We start from the raw sequence: 18684 nt of genomic DNA, 5'->3' as shown, positions 1-18684 counted from the left end.
TTTCCCCGAATGATAATATCCTATAAATTGCCGAGAAAATGATATAGATATTGCCCTATTTTTTAGCCTTATTTTGAGCTTGATATACAATCTGATCATTGATCACCGCGATTGTTTGGTTTTGACCGATTGGACCTGACAACTCGCTCACTCAACAGAACCCTCGTCTCATGAAAAAGCTTACTATTCCTATTTTCCTGTCGGCTGCTCTGATTTTCGCCCAGCAGTCTGCATCGGCGCAGTACCCGACCATTCCGGCAGATGTTCAGAAACAAAGCGATGAACTGCTTAAAGAGACCTGGCGGAAGTCGAATATTGCCTGGGAAAAGGCTAAACCCATCATTGAGAAGGAAGCGAAAGAAGGCAAACCGTACGTTCCCTGGGCCGCCCGCCCGGTCGATCTGCCACAGGCCAGCATCCCGGCTTTTCCGGGTGCCGAAGGGGGTGGCGCCTACACATTCGGCGGACGCGGTGGTAAAGTCATTGTGGTAACGAGCCTCGAAGATAGTGGTCCTGGCACACTTCGCGATGCCTGCGAAACAGGTGGCGCACGTACCATTGTGTTCAACGTAGCCGGTATCATCAAATTAAAAAGTCCCCTGATTATCAGAGCCCCTTACATCACCATTGCGGGTCAGACGGCGCCGGGCGATGGGGTTTGTATAGCGGGCGAATCGGTCTGGATCAACACACACGACGTACTGATCCGGTATATGCGGTTCCGGCGGGGCGAAACCTTTGTCGGACGTCGCGACGATTCGATTGGCGGCAACCCAATCGGCAACATCATGATCGACCACGTATCGGCCAGTTGGGGACTGGACGAAAACATGTCGATGTACCGCCATATGTACAATGACAGCACAGGCAAAGCGCTGGAAGAGAAGCTGCCGACCGTCAATATCACGATTCAGAATTCGATTTTCTCGGAAGCGCTCGACACCTGGAACCACGCATTCGGCAGTACGCTGGGTGGTGAAAACTGTACGTTCATGCGTAACCTATGGGCCGATAACGCCGGGCGGAATCCGTCAATTGGCTGGAATGGCATTTTCAACTTTGCCAACAACGTTATATTCAACTGGGTACACCGTTCTACCGATGGGGGCGACTATACGGCTATGTACAATATTATCAATAACTATTACAAGCCAGGGCCGCAAACGCCCAAAGATTCGCCCATTGGGCACCGGATATTAAAACCCGAATCAGGACGTAGCAAGCTGCCGTATCGGGTTTACGGACGGGCGTACGTTCATGGTAATATCGTGGACGGAAATGAGAAGGTTACGAAGGATAACTGGGATGGTGGCGTTCAGGTTGAAGAAATGCCCGATGCCGGTCAATACATGGCGAGCATGAAATGGAATGAGCCGCTTCCTATGCCTAAACTGACGATTCTTCCCGCCAAACAGGCGTATGAGTTTGTGCTGGCCAACGCAGGTGCAACCCTGCCCAAACGTGACCCGGTCGACACTCGCGTTGTTGAGCAGGTACGTACCGGAAAGATCGCCTACAAAGAAGGGGTTAAACTGCCCGAAACGCAGTTCAAACACCGTCGCCTGCCCATCGATTCCTACAAGAATGGTATTATTACTGACCCGATGCAGGTCGGTGGCTATCCAGACTACAAAGGCACGCCTTACGTTGATTCCGATAAAGACGGGATGCCCGATAGCTGGGAAACCAAAAACGGCCTGAACCCGAAAGATCCGTCGGATGCCAGCCAGGATAAAAATAAGGATGGCTACACCAACATCGAAGATTTCCTCAACAGTGTGGTATCGGTTCAGCAGGTTCGGCCAAGAACGTAGTACTCTTTTTGTTATTCGATTTTTGTCAACCCGCTTTTTTGTCATTCCGAGGAACGAGGAATCTCAACGTCGCTTTTAAGTCAAGCTTGAGATCCCTCCTTCGTCGGTATAACAAAACAAAAAATCAATCTTCTCCGAAACCGTGCTCAGACTCAACCATTTTGCCGTCGTACTTTCGCTGGTATTCGCTCTTGGGCGTATCGGGGCTACGTATGCGCAGAAAAATAAGCCGGTTCCTCCAAAACCAGTTTCAGTAGGCGCCGATGGGCATCTGGTCTATAGCCCCGACGAACGCGGCAACCGCATTCCCGATTTTTCGTACTGCGGTTATAAAGCTGGCGAAGAGGCTGTTCCAACCGTTGCGATTAAAGTGGTTATTCCGTTTCGGAAAGGAGATGCCACCCGACGCATACAGGCGGCTCTGGATTACGTAGCCTCCTTACCCTTGGGGAGTGATGGTTTTCGCGGATCGGTTTTGCTCGAAAAAGGCGTATACGAAGTGGCTGGCAGCTTACGAATCAGCGCGTCAGGCGTCGTATTGCGGGGAAGTGGCATGAACGCAGGCGGCACAACCCTGCTCGGAACAGGGTTGTGCCGCGACAATCTGATTAGCATTTCCGGCAGCAACGACCGCCAACTTACTGCTGCTGTACCCATTACGGATGCCTACGTACCGGTCAACGCGTTAAACGTTCGGGTTGCCAATCCAACTGACTTTAAGACTGGCGATTACGTACAGATCCGTCGGCCCGCTACGAAAGAGTGGATTCAGAAGCTCGGTACCGATACGTTCGGTGGCGGCCTTTCAGCGCTGGGCTGGAAACCCGGACAGCGTGATCTTTTCTGGGATCGGCAAATTACAGCGGTCAACGGCGCTGAACTTACCCTCGATGCTCCCCTTACTACAGCCCTGGATTCCGCGTATGGCGGTGGGACCATTGCCCGTTACGCATGGCCGGGCCAGATAGCGCAGTCGGGTGTCGAAAACCTACAGTTGGAGTCAACCATTGACAAAACCAACCCAAAGGACGAAGCCCACAGCTGGATGGCTATCGGCCTCGAAAACATACAGGATGCCTGGATTCGGCAGGTCGTTTTCCGACACTTTGCGGGTTCAGCCGTCTACGTTCATGAAACGGCCCGACGTATTACGGTCGAAGATTGTCAGTCGCTGGAACCCGTTTCCGAAATCGGTGGGGAGCGTCGGAATACGTTCTTTGTCAGGGGCCAGCAGGTACTTTGCCAACGGTTGTATGCTGAGTCGGGTATTCATGATTTTGCGGTTGGATTCTGTGCAACCGGCCCCAATGCCTTTGTGCAGTGCGAATCTCATTTGCCTTACAGTTTCAGCGGCAGCATCGACAGTTGGGCGTCGGGGGTGCTGTTCGACATCGTAAACATCGACGGCAACGCCCTGCGGTTTGCCAACCGGGGACAGGATGAACAGGGCGCTGGCTGGAATGCGGCAAACAGCGTCCTCTGGCAATGCACAGCCGCCCGTGTTGAGAATTATCAGCCACCTACGGCGCAGAACTGGGCATTTGGTACGTGGGCGCAGTTTGCCGGAAATGGCTACTGGGATATGTCCAACGAACACATTCAGCCCCGGAGTTTATATTACGCTCAATTAAAAGACCGGCTCGGCGATAAAATTACCAGTCGCGCCATCCTCCTGCCGGTTGAATCCGAGGCATCGAGCAGCCCTAAAATTGACGTAGCGGCTGCCCTGACAAAGCAGGCGGTTAACCCCGCCCCTACGTTATACGATTTTATCAGCGCGGCTCCTAAACGTCAACCCATTCCCGCTACGTCGAATGCTACGTCCATTGATGCCATTGGTGTACCTAAAGAAACCCCGGTTTCTAAATCGGACCGCCGACCGGCCGAACCGATGCAGATTCTGCACGGAAAGCTGGTGCGAGGAGTCAAACTCATTACGGGACGCAGGCAGGAAGTGCCCTGGTGGAACGGCAGTGCCCGCCCCTACGGCCTGACTGGTGCCAAACCCCACATCACCCGCTTTGTGCCGGGCATGACGGGCCGGGGCCTGACCGATAATCTGGACGCCATGACCGATTCGATGAAGGCTGACAACCTACTCGCCATCGACCACAATTACGGACTCTGGTACGACCGTCGGCGGGACGACCACGAGCGGATTCGCCGGATGGATGGCGAGGTATGGCCTCCGTTTTATGAGTTACCATTTGCCCGCAGCGGAAAAGAAACGGCCTGGGACGGTTTGAGTAAATACGACCTGACGAAATACAATCCCTGGTACTGGAGCCGCCTGAAGCAGTACGCTGATCTGGCTGATCAGAAAGGACTGGTGCTCATTCATGAGAATTATTTTCAGCACAACATCATCGAAGCGGGAGCGCACTATGCTGATTTCCCCTGGCGTCCGGCCAACAACATCAACAATACGGGCTTCCCCGAACCGGTTCCGTATGCGGGCGACAAGCGAATTTTTATGGCCGAACAGTTTTACGACGTATCGCACCCGGTTCGGCGGGCGCTGCATCGGGCCTATATCCGCAAATGCCTTGAGAATTTCGTGGGCAATACGGGCGTCATTCAACTGATTGGAGCCGAGTTTACCGGGCCGCTGCCTTTTGTGCAGTTCTGGATCGATACCATCAGCGAATGGGAGAAGGAAACCGGCAAAAAAGCCATTGTGGGGTTGAGCACGACTAAAGACGTACAGGATGCCATTCTGGCCGACGCCAAACGTGCTTCGCTGGTCAATCTGATCGATATTCGGTACTGGCATTACCAGGCCAATGGTATGGCTTATGAACCCGCTGGCGGGCAAAACCTGGCTCCGCGTCAGCACGCCCGACTGACCCCGCCGAAAAAGACATCGTTCGAACAGGTGTACCGCGCCGTACGGGAATACCGGCAGAAGTTTCCTGAAAAGGCAGTGACCTATGCGGCCGACAGTTATGATTCAATGGGCTGGGCAGTGCTAATGGCGGGCGGCTCCATGCCGAACGTACCACCCGTAGCTGACCCACAGTTTCTGGCCGATGCTGCTCAGATGCAGCCGGTGGAGTTAGCGAAAAAGCAAACTAATCAATGGGCACTCGGCAGCGAAAAAGCAGGCTATATCGTTTACACCGAAGCCAATACGTCCGTTGAACTTGATCTGACTAAATCAGCTGGTTCATTCTCGGTGAGTTACATCAATCCGAAAACAGGGCAGATTACCAAATCGAAAGACGTAGTAAAAGGTGGCAGCGTGGTGAACCTGAAAAAACAGACGGAGGGTGCTGAAGTGATTTGGGTTAAAAAAAGCAAAGGATTATGATCGGGTCTTATTTTACCCCCAACCGACCCGTCGGACCGCCCCTAAAGGGGGCTTCTTGTAAGCGAGCTTTAGCTCCCTTTAGGGGGTTGGGGGTGATTTTATTTTTTTTCTCCCAGCTCCACGCCCAGGACACGGTTCGCTACATCGGCACTACGCTTGCCAACGTCGATTATCACCACGGACAATTGAGCCCGGCTGTGGGGGTACATAATATTCAGGTTTTTCGGGCGAACCGCGAACACCCCGAACTGGCGGGCGGAACCAACTGGACCTACAACCACGCGCCCATGCTGGCGTACTGGAACAATACGTTTTATCTGCAATACCTCAGCAATCCGGTTGGCGAACACGTACCACCGGGACAAACGCTGTTGCTAACCTCGAAAGACGGCTATACCTGGCGGAGTGCCGCCCAGACGAAACCTACCATCCTTTTTCCACCTTATAAAATTCCGGATGGCTGGAAGAAGGAAGGGCGGCCGGAGGTGGCCAAAGACCTGTACGCAGTGATGCACCAGCGCATGGGTTTCTTCGTGGCGAAGAACAAACGGCTGCTAACACTGGGGTTCTACGGCATTGTGATGGGGCCGAAAGACGACCCGAACGACGGGAACGGCATCGGTCGGGTCGTTCGCGAAATTTACCCCGATGGGAAGTTCGGGCCAATTTACTTCATTCGGAATAACTCGTCCTGGGATAAATCACAATCCACCTATCCGTTCTACACCCGTTCAAAAGACAAGGGTTTTGTAGACGCCTGCAACGAACTGCTTGCCAATCCGCTGATGATGCAGCAATGGATTGAAGAAGCCGACCGCAACGACCCATTGATTTCGCTCAAAAAGGACGTAAAAGCCTTCAGTTATTACCATTTGCCCGATAACCGGGTAGTTGGACTCTGGAAACACGCCCTCACCACCATCAGCAAAGACGACGGTAGAACATGGCTGTACAATCCCCTTCGCGCACCGGGCTTTGTCAACAGTAACGCCAAAATCTGGGGGCAGCGCACGTCTGATGGCCAATACGCTATGGTCTATAATCCGTCCGAATTCCGCTGGCCGCTGGCCGTTTCAACCAGCAAAGACGGGCTGAATTATACCAATCTGCTGCTGGTGAACGGCGAAATCACCTCACTGCGCTACGGCGGTGCCTATAAGTCATACGGGCCGCAGTACGTGCGGGGCATTGAAGAAGGCAATGGCACGCCACCCGACGGTAACCTCTGGGTGACGTACAGCATGAACAAAGAAGATATCTGGGTTTCTAAAATTCCGGTACCCATCACCGACGAGGTAAGTGCTCACCCAAACGAAACCTTTGCCCTGATGCCTGCCGGAGAGGAACTGAAATACTGGAACATCTATAGTCCTATGTATGCAACGGCCAAAATCGAAGCAACGGCTGGCACCAAAGCACTGGTGCTGCGCGATAAAGACCCGTTCGATTATGCCAAAGCGGAACGGGTCATTCCCGATTCAAAAAAACTGGCGGTCGAATTTACCGTAGTACCGCAGCAAGCCAATAAGGGCACATTGCAGATTGAATTTCAGGACGCCAAAGGCAACGCGGCCGTCCGGCTGATGTTCGATGCCGACAGTACGTTCAAAGCGAAAGTGGGGTACCGGGATTCGAACATACAGAAATACGAAGCGGGTAAACAATACGATGTGCGCATCGAGCTGGACCGCGACAAACGGATGTTCACCACCTTCGTCAATGGGCAAGCCAAGGGCACCAGGCTGTTTTTTGCGCCGGTGGCTTCCTTCCGTCGGGTTGTCTTCCGAACGGGCGGTGTCCGTCGATTCCCCGATGCCGATACGCCTACCGACCAGAATTATGATCTGCCCAAAGGTGGTGAGCTGGATGCGGAGGCTATATATGTCATTAAGTCTTTTAAAACGAGTGGATTGCAAAGCCGGGCGGAATGATAGGTAAATCCGGGTCATTTCACCCATAAATCCCCTGAAGGGGACTTTGTCTGAGAGTAAGCCAAGTCCCCTTCAGGGGATTTATGGGTAAGACTCAGCTGATAAAAACTCAAGTAATCGAATGCCCAAACACGCTCTGTTAGCTACCTTTCTCATACTTCTTTCATTTCAACTGAAGGCAGCGATTGTATTGCCCCGGATTCTAGGGCATAACATGGTGCTGCAACAGGGTAAACCGCTGGTTATCTGGGGAAAAGCATCGGCTGGCGAAACGGTAAACGTACAGTTTGCCGGACAAAGTCAAACAACCTCGGCGGATGCTGCTGGTAAGTGGAGCGTTACGTTGAAACCGCTGAAAGCGTCGGCTGTTCCGTCGGAGCTGATTATGTCGGGAACGAATACGATTCGACTGCAAAACATTCTGGTGGGTGAAGTCTGGCTGTGTTCGGGTCAATCGAACATGGAGTACACGATGCGAAAAAACAGCAAAGTGAACCCTTCTCTAGCCACGAAATCTGTTGATGGGCACAATCCGGTCGATGAGCTAACCTATGCCAATAACCCGCAGATACGTATTTTTCTGGTCAACCGAAAAGAGCTGAGCAAACCCGATTCGCTGCATCGGGGCTGGGCTATGGCGCAGGATTCGGCACTACGTTCGTTCTCGGCTCCGGCCTATTTCTTCGCCAAAGAACTCTACAAAAACCTGAACGTACCGATTGGTGTCATTTCGTCGGCTATACCGGGCAGCCGGATTGAGCCCTGGATTTCGGAAGCGGCTTTCCGCGACGATACGTACTACGAAAACCAGAAAATCGAGGGCGAACCGGGGAAATTCTACGAGCCCATGATTCGGCCACTGGCTCCCTTTGCGCTGAAAGGTTTCCTGTGGTATCAGGGTGAATCCAACTGCTTCTTGAAAGAAACCATTACGTATTCGCACAAGCTCAAAACACTCATTACTAGCTGGCGAAGTGCGTGGAACGAGCGGGAACTGCCATTTTACTACGTCTCCCTGGCTCCATTCAACTACTCCGAATCGAAAGGGAAAATTATCCTGACAAAAGAAACATTACCCGAATTTCGGGAAGCGCAGGAACTGGTATTGGGCCTGCCACAAACCGGTATGATCGTTACGACGGATCTGGCCAGCGACCTGTCCGACATTCACCCGCCGTTCAAGTGGGAGATCGGTCGGCGGCTGGCGCTGCTGGCACTGGCCAATACGTATGCCAAAAAAGAGATCGTTGGGGAAGGGCCGGTCTTCGAAAAAATGAAAGTAAAAGGCCGGGCCATTGAGCTGCATTTCTCACACACAGGCAGCGGCTTACTCAGCAAAGACGGGCAGCCACTGACTGACTTTTCGATTGCCGGTACTGACGGTGTTTTTGTTCGGGCTCAGGCTCTGATTGAAGGAAAAAAAGTAATCGTTTCAGCCCCCAACGTAGTGAGTCCTGTGGCCGTTCGCTTTGCCTGGGATGAAGCGGCCCAGCCGAACCTCTTCAATAAAGAAGGATTACCGGCTCGTCCCTTCCGCACGGACAATCCCTTAACGAATCAGCTTGCGATAAAACCGGGCTCACCTGCTACCTGGAGCCGCCAGTCTGATCCCGTTTCAGGAACTACAAAATCTGGCATTCCAAACCCAAAATAACCAATGAACAAGATACTCAACCTGTATTTAATCGTAGCTGCCATTGCCGTAACCTCACCCGCTTTCGGCCAGGATCAACCGGCCAAAGCGGTTCCTTCTGCCGAAGCAAAAGTGAAAGCCGATGCTGAGCTTGAGAAGAAAGCAGCCGAATGGATTGCATCCCTGAATCTGAACGATGCCGAAAAGGAAAACCGGTTAACCGACGTAGTGGCAACCCACCTGAAAGCCATCCGCGACTGGCACAATGACCACCCGGCCAGTACGGTTCCGGCCGGTATCAATCCAGTAACTGGCAAGCCGTTGTCGGAGCTTGACCGTCAATTGATTGCTGATTCGGCCATTCCCGCTTTGGTTCATCAGGACTTGATGGCGGGCTTGCAGAAAGATCTGGCGAAAAGTCAGGTCGACGCTATTCTGGATAAATACACCATTGGCAAAGTGGCCTTTACGATGAATGGGTATCGGGCTATCGTACCGAACCTCACCCCAACCGAAGAAGCCACCATTCAGGGCTTTCTGGAACAGGCTCGCGAACAGGCTGTCGACTATAAAAGCATGAAAGAGATCTCGGCCATTTTCGAAATCTACAAGACGAAATCGGAGCAATTTCTGAACGCCAACGGCCGGAACTGGCGCGAGATGTATAACGCCTATACGGCGACCATCAAAGCCAAAAAAGCAGCGGAGAAAAAACAGTAATGGTCATTCAATTTCATTGGGAAGTTTGTCATTTCGACCGTAGGAGGAATCTCGATTTTCCCATTACGCTGGCTTGAGATTCCTCCTACGGTCGGAATGACAAAAGACAGGAATAAAAAAAAAAGAAAATGATAATCAAATCTCTATCTATAACCTTACTCATCAGCCTTACCGCACTCAATCTGTCGTTTGCCCAACTGGCTAAATGGCAATCGGGACTGGTAGTCGATGAGTTTGTGGTCGAGAATCCACCGTTTCCGGAGAGCCATGCTGCCACCATTGCCGAAACGCCGACGGGTCTGGTTTCAGCCTGGTTTGGCGGTACCAAAGAGCGAAACCCGGATGTGTGCATCTGGGTGAGTCGGCAGGAGAAAGGAAAGTGGATAGCTCCGCAAAACGTAGCGAATGGCATCGTCAACGATACGTTGCGGTACGCCTGCTGGAATCCGGTTCTGTATCAGGTTCCGAAGGGAGATCTCATGCTGTTCTATAAAGTTGGGCCAAGTCCGTCGAAGTGGTGGGGGTTACAGAAAACGTCGTCGGACGGCGGACGGACGTGGTCGGCGGCCAAGAAACTACCCGAAGGATATATTGGCCCGGTTAAAAACAAGCCCGTTCTGTTGGCCAATGGTAACTTGATTTGTCCGTCCAGCACGGAAGGTGATGGCTGGAAACTGCATTTTGAAGTAACGCCCGACTTTGGCAAAACCTGGCGGAAAATTGGCCCGATCAGCGATGGAAAGTCCCTCAATGCCATTCAACCGAGTATTCTGACGTATGGCAACGGTAAACTGCAAATTCTGGCCCGTAGTAAAGACCGCGCTATTGTGGAGTCCTGGTCAGCGGATAACGGCGAAACCTGGTCGGCACTGGCTAAAACATCGCTCCCGAATAACAACTCTGGAACCGACGCTGTCACGCTGAAAGATGGTCGGCAGGCACTGGTTTATAACCACGTACTGCCACCGGGCAATCTGGCCAAAGGTCCGCGAACGCCCTTAAATCTGGCCCTATCCAAAGACGGCAAAAACTGGCTGGCCGCCCTTATTCTGGAAGATTCCCCGATCAGCCAGTACTCATACCCCTCGATTATTCAGACCAGCGATGGGATGATTCATGTGATTTATACCTGGCGTCGGCAGAAGATCAAACATGCCGTCGTTGATCCGGCCAAACTGAAATTAAAACCCATTGAAAACGGCATCTGGCCTTCGCTGGACGGCTATACGGCACCGGTAGCGAAGGAAATAACGAAGGACTAGAGAATTTTCCTTTTGTCATTCCCTCTACGGTCGGAATGACAAGATACTAAAAGCAAATGATGCAGAATTTAACCATCCATTTCCCCGGCAAACTGGTCTTCGGTAACGGGTCTCTTGGAAATCTGGCCGACGAGATTAGACAACTCATGCCCAAAAAGGTGTTAATCGTCACGATCAATCCCCTCTTGCCGCAACTGGAAAGGCTGATCGATACGCTGGACGATAACGGAATTGGCGTCTGGGTTGATACCAGCATTGTTCAGGAACCATCGTTTGCCGACTTCAACCGCCTGATGCAAACCGTTATGCCCTTCAATCCGGACGTAGTGCTGGGCATTGGCGGAGGCAGCGTGCTGGATGTGGCCAAATTAATAGCCGCTCAACTGGAAAATGAACAGACCCTGACGGACATGCTCGGCATCGGCAACCTGACAGGGCGCCGGAAGAAACTGATCTGTGTTCCCGCTACGTCGGGAACGGGCAGCGAGGCATCGCCAAACGCCATTTTAGTGGACAATGCCGATAATCAGAAGAAAGGGATCATCAGCCCGTTTCTGGTACCCGACATTGTGTATGTTGACCCGCTGCTGACGTTGAGCGTGCCGCCATCCATCACAGCCGCGACGGGAATTGACGCCCTGACGCACTGCCTGGAAGCGTACACCAACAAGTTTGCGCAGCCGTTCATCGACATGTATGCCTACGAAGGCATTCGGTTGATTGCCAGTCATATCGTGCAGGCGGTACGTAACGGCAACGATGAAGAAGCGCGTACGCAGGTGGCCATGGGGAGTTTGCTGGGCGGTTTTTGTCTGGGGCCGGTCAATACGGCCGGTGTGCATGCGCTCTCCTACCCGCTGGGCAGTATGTTTCATCTGGCACATGGCCTTTCCAATGCACTGCTGCTACCCTATGTGATGGAATTCAATATGCAGGCGGCTGTTTGCAAGTATGCACAGGTGGCCGTGGCGCTGGGCTGCGAACGTAGTGCCGACTGTGCAGAAACAGCGGCCAACGGTATCCGGAAAATCAGAGAACTGATTCGGGACTGCGGTATTCCGGCGCGTTTGCGGGACGTCAATATTCCGAAGGAGGCTATTCCGCAGATGGCCGATGATGCCCTGAAAATAACTCGTTTATTAAAAAATAATCCCCGTGAAATCACTCGCGAGGATGCGATTGCCATTTATACAGCCGCTTTTTAGGTGGTCAACTGGTCATTCGACAAAATGGTCCATACAGATTCTAATGACTACTGACCAGTGACAAGCAAAGGAATTTACGTATGCATATGAAAAAGAAATACCGGGGTGTTGTGGTTCCGCTGGTTACGCCCCTGACCGAAACGTATCGACTGGATGTGGCGGCCGTTGAGAGGATGATGGAAAATTTGCAGGCTGCCGAAGCGATGCCGTTTGTGATGGGGACGACCGGTGAAGCTACGTCGTTGCCCATGTCAGTTAAAAAGGCATACGCCAAAGAAGCCGCCCGGCTGAAATCGGCTAATACGGTGCTGTACGCTGGCATATCGGCAAATTGTCTGGAAGAGTCCATTGAGTTGTCGAACTATTGTTTCGATATGGGTGTCGATGCGGTATGCGCTACGTTGCCCTGCTATTATGCGCTGTCGGAATCCCAGATGAAACGGTATTTCGAGCAACTGGCCGACCAGATCAACGGACCCTTGATCATCTACAACATCTTCGCTACAACGCGCATGTCGATTCCCATACCGGTAATTGACGAGCTGAGTTATCATCCGAATATTGTGGGGATAAAAGACTCGGAACGCAGTACCGAACGGCTGGCTGATTCGGTGGCTCTCTGGTCAGGTCGGCCTGATTTCAGCCACTTTATGGGCTGGGCGGCCCGGTCGGCACACGCGCTGATGGCGGGTAGCGACGGGCTGGTGCCCAGTACCGGAAACCTGTTTCCGGGAATATACCGCGATATGGTTAAGGCCGTTGAGGAAGGTGACGAAGAGAAGGCTTTTTATTATCAGAACCAATCCGATCTGTTCGGGCACGTCTACCAGTCGGGCCGTACGCTGGGCGAATCACTCTGGGCGCTGAAAGTGCTGATGCAGGAGTATAATTTGTGCGGTACCACCATGATGCCTCCCCTGCAATCACTGTCTGAACAGGATGCAATCGATCTGAAAACAGCCTTCGCCGAACTGCTGATGAAGGAGGAAGTACAGTTATAGGGCTCGGGATGGAATTAGTATAGATAGAGAAAGCAAGAAATTTCATTAGCCCCGGAGGGCCGCCGTTACGGTGGCACTCTTTTCCCCCCTTCGGGGCTACAAGTAGGTTGGTATCAACTTTTGCTATAATTATGACACCTCTTCGAGGTTGAAAAGAACAGCTTAGCCACCACCTGAAACATGTTAACCATGAACACAAATCATAAACCGACAGTCGGGATCACGATGGGCGACCCGGCAAGTATTGGCCCCGAAATAGCGGTGAAAGCCTTGCTTAACCCAAACATCTACGACATCTGCAACCCAATTCTGGTAGGCGACGCCGGTGTGTTTCAGGATATAATAGGTCGATTGAACCTTGCCGCCGTTATCCACCCCATTACGTCCGCTCAGGATGCAAAATGTCAACCGGGCACAATCGACGTGTATGATCTGGCTAACGTTGATCTGGCCAATCTGACATTCGGTGAGATTTCGGCGATGGCGGGCGAAGCGGCCTTTGCCTCCGTGAAAACAGTTATCGATCTGGCGCTGGCCGACGAAATCGACGCGACCGTAACGGGGCCGATCAATAAGAAATCGATCAACGAAGCCGGGCATCATTTTGCGGGACATACCGAGATTTATGCGCACTTCACCAATACCAAAAAATATGGTATGCTGCTGGTGGAAGACCAGATGAAGGTCATTCACGTATCGACGCACGTATCTCTGCGGCAAGCCTGTGATCTGGTGAAAAAAGATCGGATTCTGGAAGTCATTGAACTGCTGTATAACGGATTAATTTCATTGGGCGAAACGAATCTGAAAATTGGTGTTGCCGGTCTAAATCCCCATGCCGGTGATTCGGGCCTGTTCGGTACCGAAGATGATGAGGAAATCCTTCCTGCAGTTGACGAAGCGAAACGCCGGGGTTATGACGTAGAGGGACCGGTTCCGGCCGATACCATGTTCTCGAAAGCGGCCACGGGCTACTATGGGGGCGTGGTAGCCATGTATCACGATCAGGGTCATATTCCATTCAAGCTGACTGGCTTTAAATGGAACGCCGACAAAAAGCAGATGGACAGCGTAAAGGGCGTAAATATCACCATGGGGCTGCCCATCATTCGCACCTCGGTCGATCATGGAACGGCTTTTGAAATTGCCGGAAAAGGCATTGCCAGCCCCGACGCGATGGTATTGGCGATTGAATCAGCGGTAAGATTAGCGAAGAACTCTATAATGAGTGAAAGAGTGATTGAGCGAATAGCTAACGTACGTTAAATCACTCTTTAAGTCATTCACTCTTTCGCTCTTTCACTCTTTCACTCTTTCACTCTTTCACTCTCTCACTCTTTCGCTCTTTAACCTATGCTTGCCGTCATTGCTGACGATCTAACGGGGGCCGCCGAACTGGCGGGGATTGGCATTACGTATGGTATGGCCGTAGAACTGGTTATTGGGCGGCATCCCGATTCCATTAATCCGCAGTCAAACGCTGATTTGCTGGTCGTATCGACGGATGCCCGGTCTGTTCCAGAAGCAGAGGCCGTGCAGGAAATGACCGGCGTAAGTGCAGCTATACGAACGATGAAGCCCGATCTGATTTTTAAAAAGGTCGATTCGGTGCTGCGTGGGCACGTCGTAGCGGAAACCAGCGCCCAACTGACGGTTCTTGGTCTGAAACGCGCCCTGATTGTTCCGGCTAATCCAGCCTTGGGTAGAATCCTGATCGATGGTCATTATTACGTCCAGGGGCAGCTTATTCATCAGACCCACTTTTCGAAAGACCCGGAATTTCCGATTACAAAATCGAATGTGCTGAAGCGACTGGCTGTAAACGACGCCCGGGTAATCGTACAATCGCCGACAGCGCCTATGCTTCAGTCGGGAATTATCATCGGTGAAGTAGGCACGCAGGGCGATCTGCTGACCTGGGCCAGCCGTCTCGATGAACATACGCTGCCGGGGGGTGGATCGGGCTTTTTTACGGCTATTCTGGAGTCTCGTTATGCCCTCAAGAAGACGGTCCGTTCGTCGGGTAAGCTGGGTATGTGCAGGCTGTATGTGTGCGGAAGCGCCTTTGGTCACAGCGTTGAGCTGGTGAAAAATGCAGCAATGGCCGGAAATTTCGTTTGCTATATTCCTAACGCGCTAATACGCACTGGCAAAAACGACAGTGCCGCCTTCGCCGACTGGGTGGCCTGCGTGGCGGCTCGTTTTCAGCGGCATGAGCAGGTTATTATGGCAGTCGATGCCGAATCGAAGGTGGATACCCAGGGGCTGGCGGGTCATCTTCGCGCAATCATGGCTAAAGCCGTGAAGCGCGTACTCGACCAGATACCCGTCGATGAACTGATTATTGAAGGTGGCTCAACAGCATCGGCTGTTCTGCACGAAATGGACGTTGCCCGACTGGTTCCAGTGCAGGAACTGGCTGCCGGTGTGGTTCGAAGTGCCGTTATCGGCAACCGTCATTTGCATATTACCGTAAAACCCGGCAGTTATCGCTGGCCAACTGATTTGTGGAAGTTTTGATTTTTCGACAGGATTTACAGCCGGGCCGACGTTTGGATGAACAGGATTGGATTACAGAAATAAAAAATCGTGTCAATCCGAACGTCGGCCCGGCTGTAAATCCTGTCGAAAAGAATAGCTCATAAGCCAAATGTCAAACCCGACCTTAAACGTAATTGATTACCTGATAATCGTCACCGTACTGATTATCAATCTGTATTTTGGGCTCCGGTACGCCAAAAATCAGCGGACAACGGAAACCTATTTTGCGGCCAGAGGCCGGGTACCTGCCTGGGCCATTGGCATGTCGCTGCTGGCAACGCTCATCAGCAGCGTTACGTTTCTGGGCTACCCAAGCGAAGGTTTTTCATCTAACTGGATCTTGCTGGTGCAGGGACTCATGGTGCCAATTGTTCTGCTCGGTACGATCTGGTTTATAGTGCCGCTATATCGAAAAGTGATCGGGCTCAGCACGTATGAATACTTCGAAAAACGCTTTGGCTCTTTTGCCCGCTACTACAGCTCTACCGCGTTCGTTCTCCGGCAGTTTTCCTCCATGGGAACTGTCTTTTTCCTGCTGTCAGTGGCGCTGACCAACATGACGGGTGGCGATACGTTCTACATCATTGTGGTGGTGGGCCTTATCATCATCACGGTCAATTTGCTGGGTGGTATTGAAGCCGTTATCTGGCTGGATGTGTTTCAGGGTTTCATGCTGTTTGCCAGTGGGATTCTGTGCGTGGTGGCGATTCTTCTTTCTGTCAGAGGTGGGTTTTCGGAAGTTATCAGCGTTGCTTCGGCCAACAACCGAACCGGATTCGGACCATATGATCTGGATTTCACGCAGTTAACCTTCGTGGTAATGGTTATCAACGGGGCATTCTACGCCGTGCAGAAATACGGCACCGATCAGACCGTTGTGCAGCGATACCTAACCGCAAAAACCGACAAAGCGGCTATCCGGGCGTCGATTCTGGGCATCTCGCTGACCGTGCCGGTCTGGGCATTGTTTATGTTTATCGGTACGGCCCTGTTCGTATTCTACAAGCAACAGCCCCTACCGGCGGGCATGCGTCCGGATGCGGTTTTTCCGTATTTCATCATGACCAAATTTCCGACGGGTGTGGTGGGGTTCATTCTGGCCGCCATGATTTCAGCCGCCATTTGCAGCCTCAGCGCCGACCTGAATTCACTGGCCGCCGTTGGTTTGGAAGACTTCTATAAAAAATTCCGTCCGGCACGTACCGACCGGGAGTATCTGACTGTCAGCAAGGCCATTGTCGTCATTTCAGGGCTTATTGCCATTGGTATTGGAGCCATCTATTTACAGGCTGGCAATGAGGGCGTTCTGGGCATTGTCTTTACGTTATACGCCATTTTTTCGGGGGGTATCGTCGGTATTTTCCTGCTGGGCATTTTCAGCGCCCGCGCCAACCGACAGGGCGTCAATATTGCCATTGTCGCTTGCGTTCTGTTTACGGCCTATGCTTTTCTGACCTCCACCAAAATTGGCTATGGCGAGGATAAGCAACTGCTGCTGGATTTGGGACCCTACAACTTCACCCACCACAAACTGATGCTGGGTGTATACAGCCACCTGGTTGTTATTGGCGTTGGCTACGTGGCCAGTCTGTTTTTTCCGAAACCGGAACTGGATGCCAATCTGCTGTACAGCGGCTGGCGGAAAAGTTCGAGGGAAACGACTTCAACGCTTAAAGCGGTCGGGAGAGCAGGAAAAGTGGCGGCCGCTTTCCTTCTGCTCAGCAGTTTATCCGTCTACGCCCAAACTGCTGACAACCAATTCAGAAAACCGCTGAAAGACGTCATCAGTCAGATTGAAAGCCGGTATTCGGTGAAGATCCGTTACCCCGAAGAGCTGGTTAAAGACAAATACGTTACGTATGCCGACTGGCGCTTTCGGCCTGCCGACGTAGAGAAAACGATGGCGAATATTCTGGCGTCGCAGGACATCACCTTTGCCAAAGAAGGCGATAAAAAATACAAGCTCCAGCCCTTTCAATACCACCTAAAAACACCCGACGAAGGCAAACAACAGCTTGACTATCTGGCTACCCTCTATTCCGATGCTGCGAGATGGGAAAAACGCAGGGCGGAGCTGAAAAGCTGTATGTGGGAAGCCCTGAAGCTGTCGCACCTGCCCGCAAAACCCAATAGCCAGCCCATTATCACTAACAAACGAACGTTTAATGGGTACACGGTGGAGAACGTAGCGATTGAAACGCTGCCGGGTTTATACGTAACGGGATCACTCTACAAGCCCCTGAATACCAAAGGGCTGATGCCGGTAATTCTCAATCCCGATGGTCATTTCGGGGATGGGCGTTATAGGGCCGATAGTCAGTATCGCTGTGCGATGCAGGCGCGTATGGGGGCGATGGCCTTTAGCTACGATCTGTTTGCCTGGGGCGAATCAGCCCTGCAGTTCAAGCCCGACGATCATCGCCGGAGCCTCGCCCAAACCATTCAGATTTTGAACGGAATGCGAATTCTGGACTGGATGCTTACCCTCAAAAATGCCGACCCCAAACGGGTGGCCATTAGTGGCGGTTCCGGGGGTGGCAGTCAGACGATGCTGCTCACGGCGCTGGACGACCGCATTGCGTTGAGCGTACCCGTGGTGATGTTATCGTCGTATCATAGTGGCGGCTGCCCCTGCGAAAGTGGCATGGGTGTTCATCTGTGTGGCAACGGCACCAACAACGTAGAGATCGCAGCCATGGCTGCTCCCCGCCCCCAACTGGTCATTTCCGACGGCAAAGACTGGACGCAGCACGTACCGGAAACGGAATTTCCCTTTTTGCAGCGTATTTACGGGTTCTACGGCAAAACCGACGTAGTGAAAAACGTGCATCTGCCGCAGGAAGGCCACGATTACGGCAAAAACAAACGATTCGCCTTGTATGATTTTCTGGCGAAAAACTTCTCGCTCGATCTCAGAAAAGTGCAGGATAAAACCGGCGCCATCGACGAGTCGACATGCACGATTGAGCCATACCCGGCCCTGTACGTCTTCGGCGAAAAAGGCGAAAACCTACCCGCCAACGCGATCCGAAAGTTTGACGATTTAGAGAAGCTGATTAATTGAGTGATTGAGTGAATAAGCGCTTGAGTATATAACTAGAGGCTTAGAAGCGCTCAAAACCCCGTTTGAGGCTGCTCTGTCAATCCCGAAGGGATGGAATTAGTATAGAAAAAGTAAATAGAGATATTTCATGCGCCCTGAAGGGGTGACACTATTTCATCCCTTCAGGGCGCAAAATAGGTTCGCTATTATCTTTTGCTATAAAT

General features: G+C 52.1%; 11 protein-coding genes. All 11 read left to right on the top strand.

What is annotated here, in order from left to right; all coding sequences use genetic code 11:
- The first annotated feature begins 170 nt into the window (after positions 1 to 170).
- Positions 171 to 1814 (top strand): polysaccharide lyase, encoded by a 1644-nt coding sequence (locus WBJ53_RS06690; RefSeq protein WP_338875295.1) that lies wholly within the window; start codon positions 171 to 173, stop codon positions 1812 to 1814.
- A gap of 142 nt (positions 1815 to 1956) precedes the next feature.
- Complete coding sequence (locus WBJ53_RS06685) at positions 1957 to 5124, top strand: DUF6298 domain-containing protein (protein ID WP_338875294.1); 3168 nt, start codon at positions 1957 to 1959, stop codon at positions 5122 to 5124.
- A 92-nt stretch (positions 5125 to 5216) separates the two neighbouring features.
- Positions 5217 to 7055 (top strand): exo-alpha-sialidase, encoded by a 1839-nt coding sequence (locus WBJ53_RS06680; RefSeq protein WP_338875293.1) that lies wholly within the window; start codon positions 5217 to 5219, stop codon positions 7053 to 7055.
- Positions 7056 to 7176: 121 nt separating this feature from the next.
- Positions 7177 to 8709 carry a sialate O-acetylesterase gene (locus tag WBJ53_RS06675; RefSeq protein ID WP_338875292.1) on the top strand — a complete coding sequence of 511 codons (1533 nt, stop codon included), beginning with the start codon at positions 7177 to 7179 and terminating at the stop codon, positions 8707 to 8709.
- Positions 8710 to 8712: 3 nt separating this feature from the next.
- Entirely contained in the window at positions 8713 to 9408 is a 696-nt protein-coding gene (locus tag WBJ53_RS06670) for a DUF3826 domain-containing protein (RefSeq protein ID WP_338875291.1), read from the top strand.
- Between the two features lie 128 nt (positions 9409 to 9536).
- Entirely contained in the window at positions 9537 to 10670 is a 1134-nt protein-coding gene (locus WBJ53_RS06665; RefSeq protein WP_338875289.1) for a sialidase family protein, read from the top strand.
- Between the two features lie 56 nt (positions 10671 to 10726).
- Positions 10727 to 11875: an iron-containing alcohol dehydrogenase gene (locus tag WBJ53_RS06660; protein WP_338875288.1), complete on the top strand. Its 1149-nt coding sequence runs from the start codon at positions 10727 to 10729 to the stop codon at positions 11873 to 11875.
- A gap of 86 nt (positions 11876 to 11961) precedes the next feature.
- Positions 11962 to 12876 (top strand): dihydrodipicolinate synthase family protein, encoded by a 915-nt coding sequence (locus WBJ53_RS06655; protein WP_338875287.1) that lies wholly within the window; start codon positions 11962 to 11964, stop codon positions 12874 to 12876.
- Positions 12877 to 13065: 189 nt separating this feature from the next.
- Positions 13066 to 14142 carry a 4-hydroxythreonine-4-phosphate dehydrogenase PdxA gene (gene pdxA / locus WBJ53_RS06650; protein WP_338875286.1) on the top strand — a complete coding sequence of 359 codons (1077 nt, stop codon included), beginning with the start codon at positions 13066 to 13068 and terminating at the stop codon, positions 14140 to 14142.
- An 87-nt stretch (positions 14143 to 14229) separates the two neighbouring features.
- Positions 14230 to 15396: a four-carbon acid sugar kinase family protein gene (locus WBJ53_RS06645; protein ID WP_338875285.1), complete on the top strand. Its 1167-nt coding sequence runs from the start codon at positions 14230 to 14232 to the stop codon at positions 15394 to 15396.
- A 130-nt stretch (positions 15397 to 15526) separates the two neighbouring features.
- A complete protein-coding gene (locus tag WBJ53_RS06640; protein WP_338875284.1) occupies positions 15527 to 18481 on the top strand; it encodes a sodium:solute symporter in 2955 nt (984 codons plus the stop codon).
- Positions 18482 to 18684: the final 203 nt, after the last annotated feature.

The sequence above is a fragment of the Spirosoma sp. SC4-14 genome, from assembly GCF_037201965.1.
In the GTDB taxonomy this organism is placed as follows: Bacteria; Bacteroidota; Bacteroidia; order Cytophagales; family Spirosomataceae; genus Spirosoma.
Note: the sequence above shows the minus strand (reverse complement) of the source record. Positions and strands in the feature narration are given on the sequence as shown.

Coding starts and splice junctions, on each gene's coding strand:
- WBJ53_RS06690 (WP_338875295.1), top strand. CDS start 171: ATGAAAAAGCTTACTATTCCTATTTTCCTGTCGGCTGCTCTGATTTTC.
- WBJ53_RS06675 (WP_338875292.1), top strand. CDS start 7,177: ATGCCCAAACACGCTCTGTTAGCTACCTTTCTCATACTTCTTTCATTT.
- WBJ53_RS06670 (WP_338875291.1), top strand. CDS start 8,713: ATGAACAAGATACTCAACCTGTATTTAATCGTAGCTGCCATTGCCGTA.
- WBJ53_RS06665 (WP_338875289.1), top strand. CDS start 9,537: ATGATAATCAAATCTCTATCTATAACCTTACTCATCAGCCTTACCGCA.
- WBJ53_RS06660 (WP_338875288.1), top strand. CDS start 10,727: ATGATGCAGAATTTAACCATCCATTTCCCCGGCAAACTGGTCTTCGGT.
- WBJ53_RS06655 (WP_338875287.1), top strand. CDS start 11,962: ATGAAAAAGAAATACCGGGGTGTTGTGGTTCCGCTGGTTACGCCCCTG.
- pdxA (WP_338875286.1), top strand. CDS start 13,066: ATGAACACAAATCATAAACCGACAGTCGGGATCACGATGGGCGACCCG.
- WBJ53_RS06645 (WP_338875285.1), top strand. CDS start 14,230: ATGCTTGCCGTCATTGCTGACGATCTAACGGGGGCCGCCGAACTGGCG.
- WBJ53_RS06640 (WP_338875284.1), top strand. CDS start 15,527: ATGTCAAACCCGACCTTAAACGTAATTGATTACCTGATAATCGTCACC.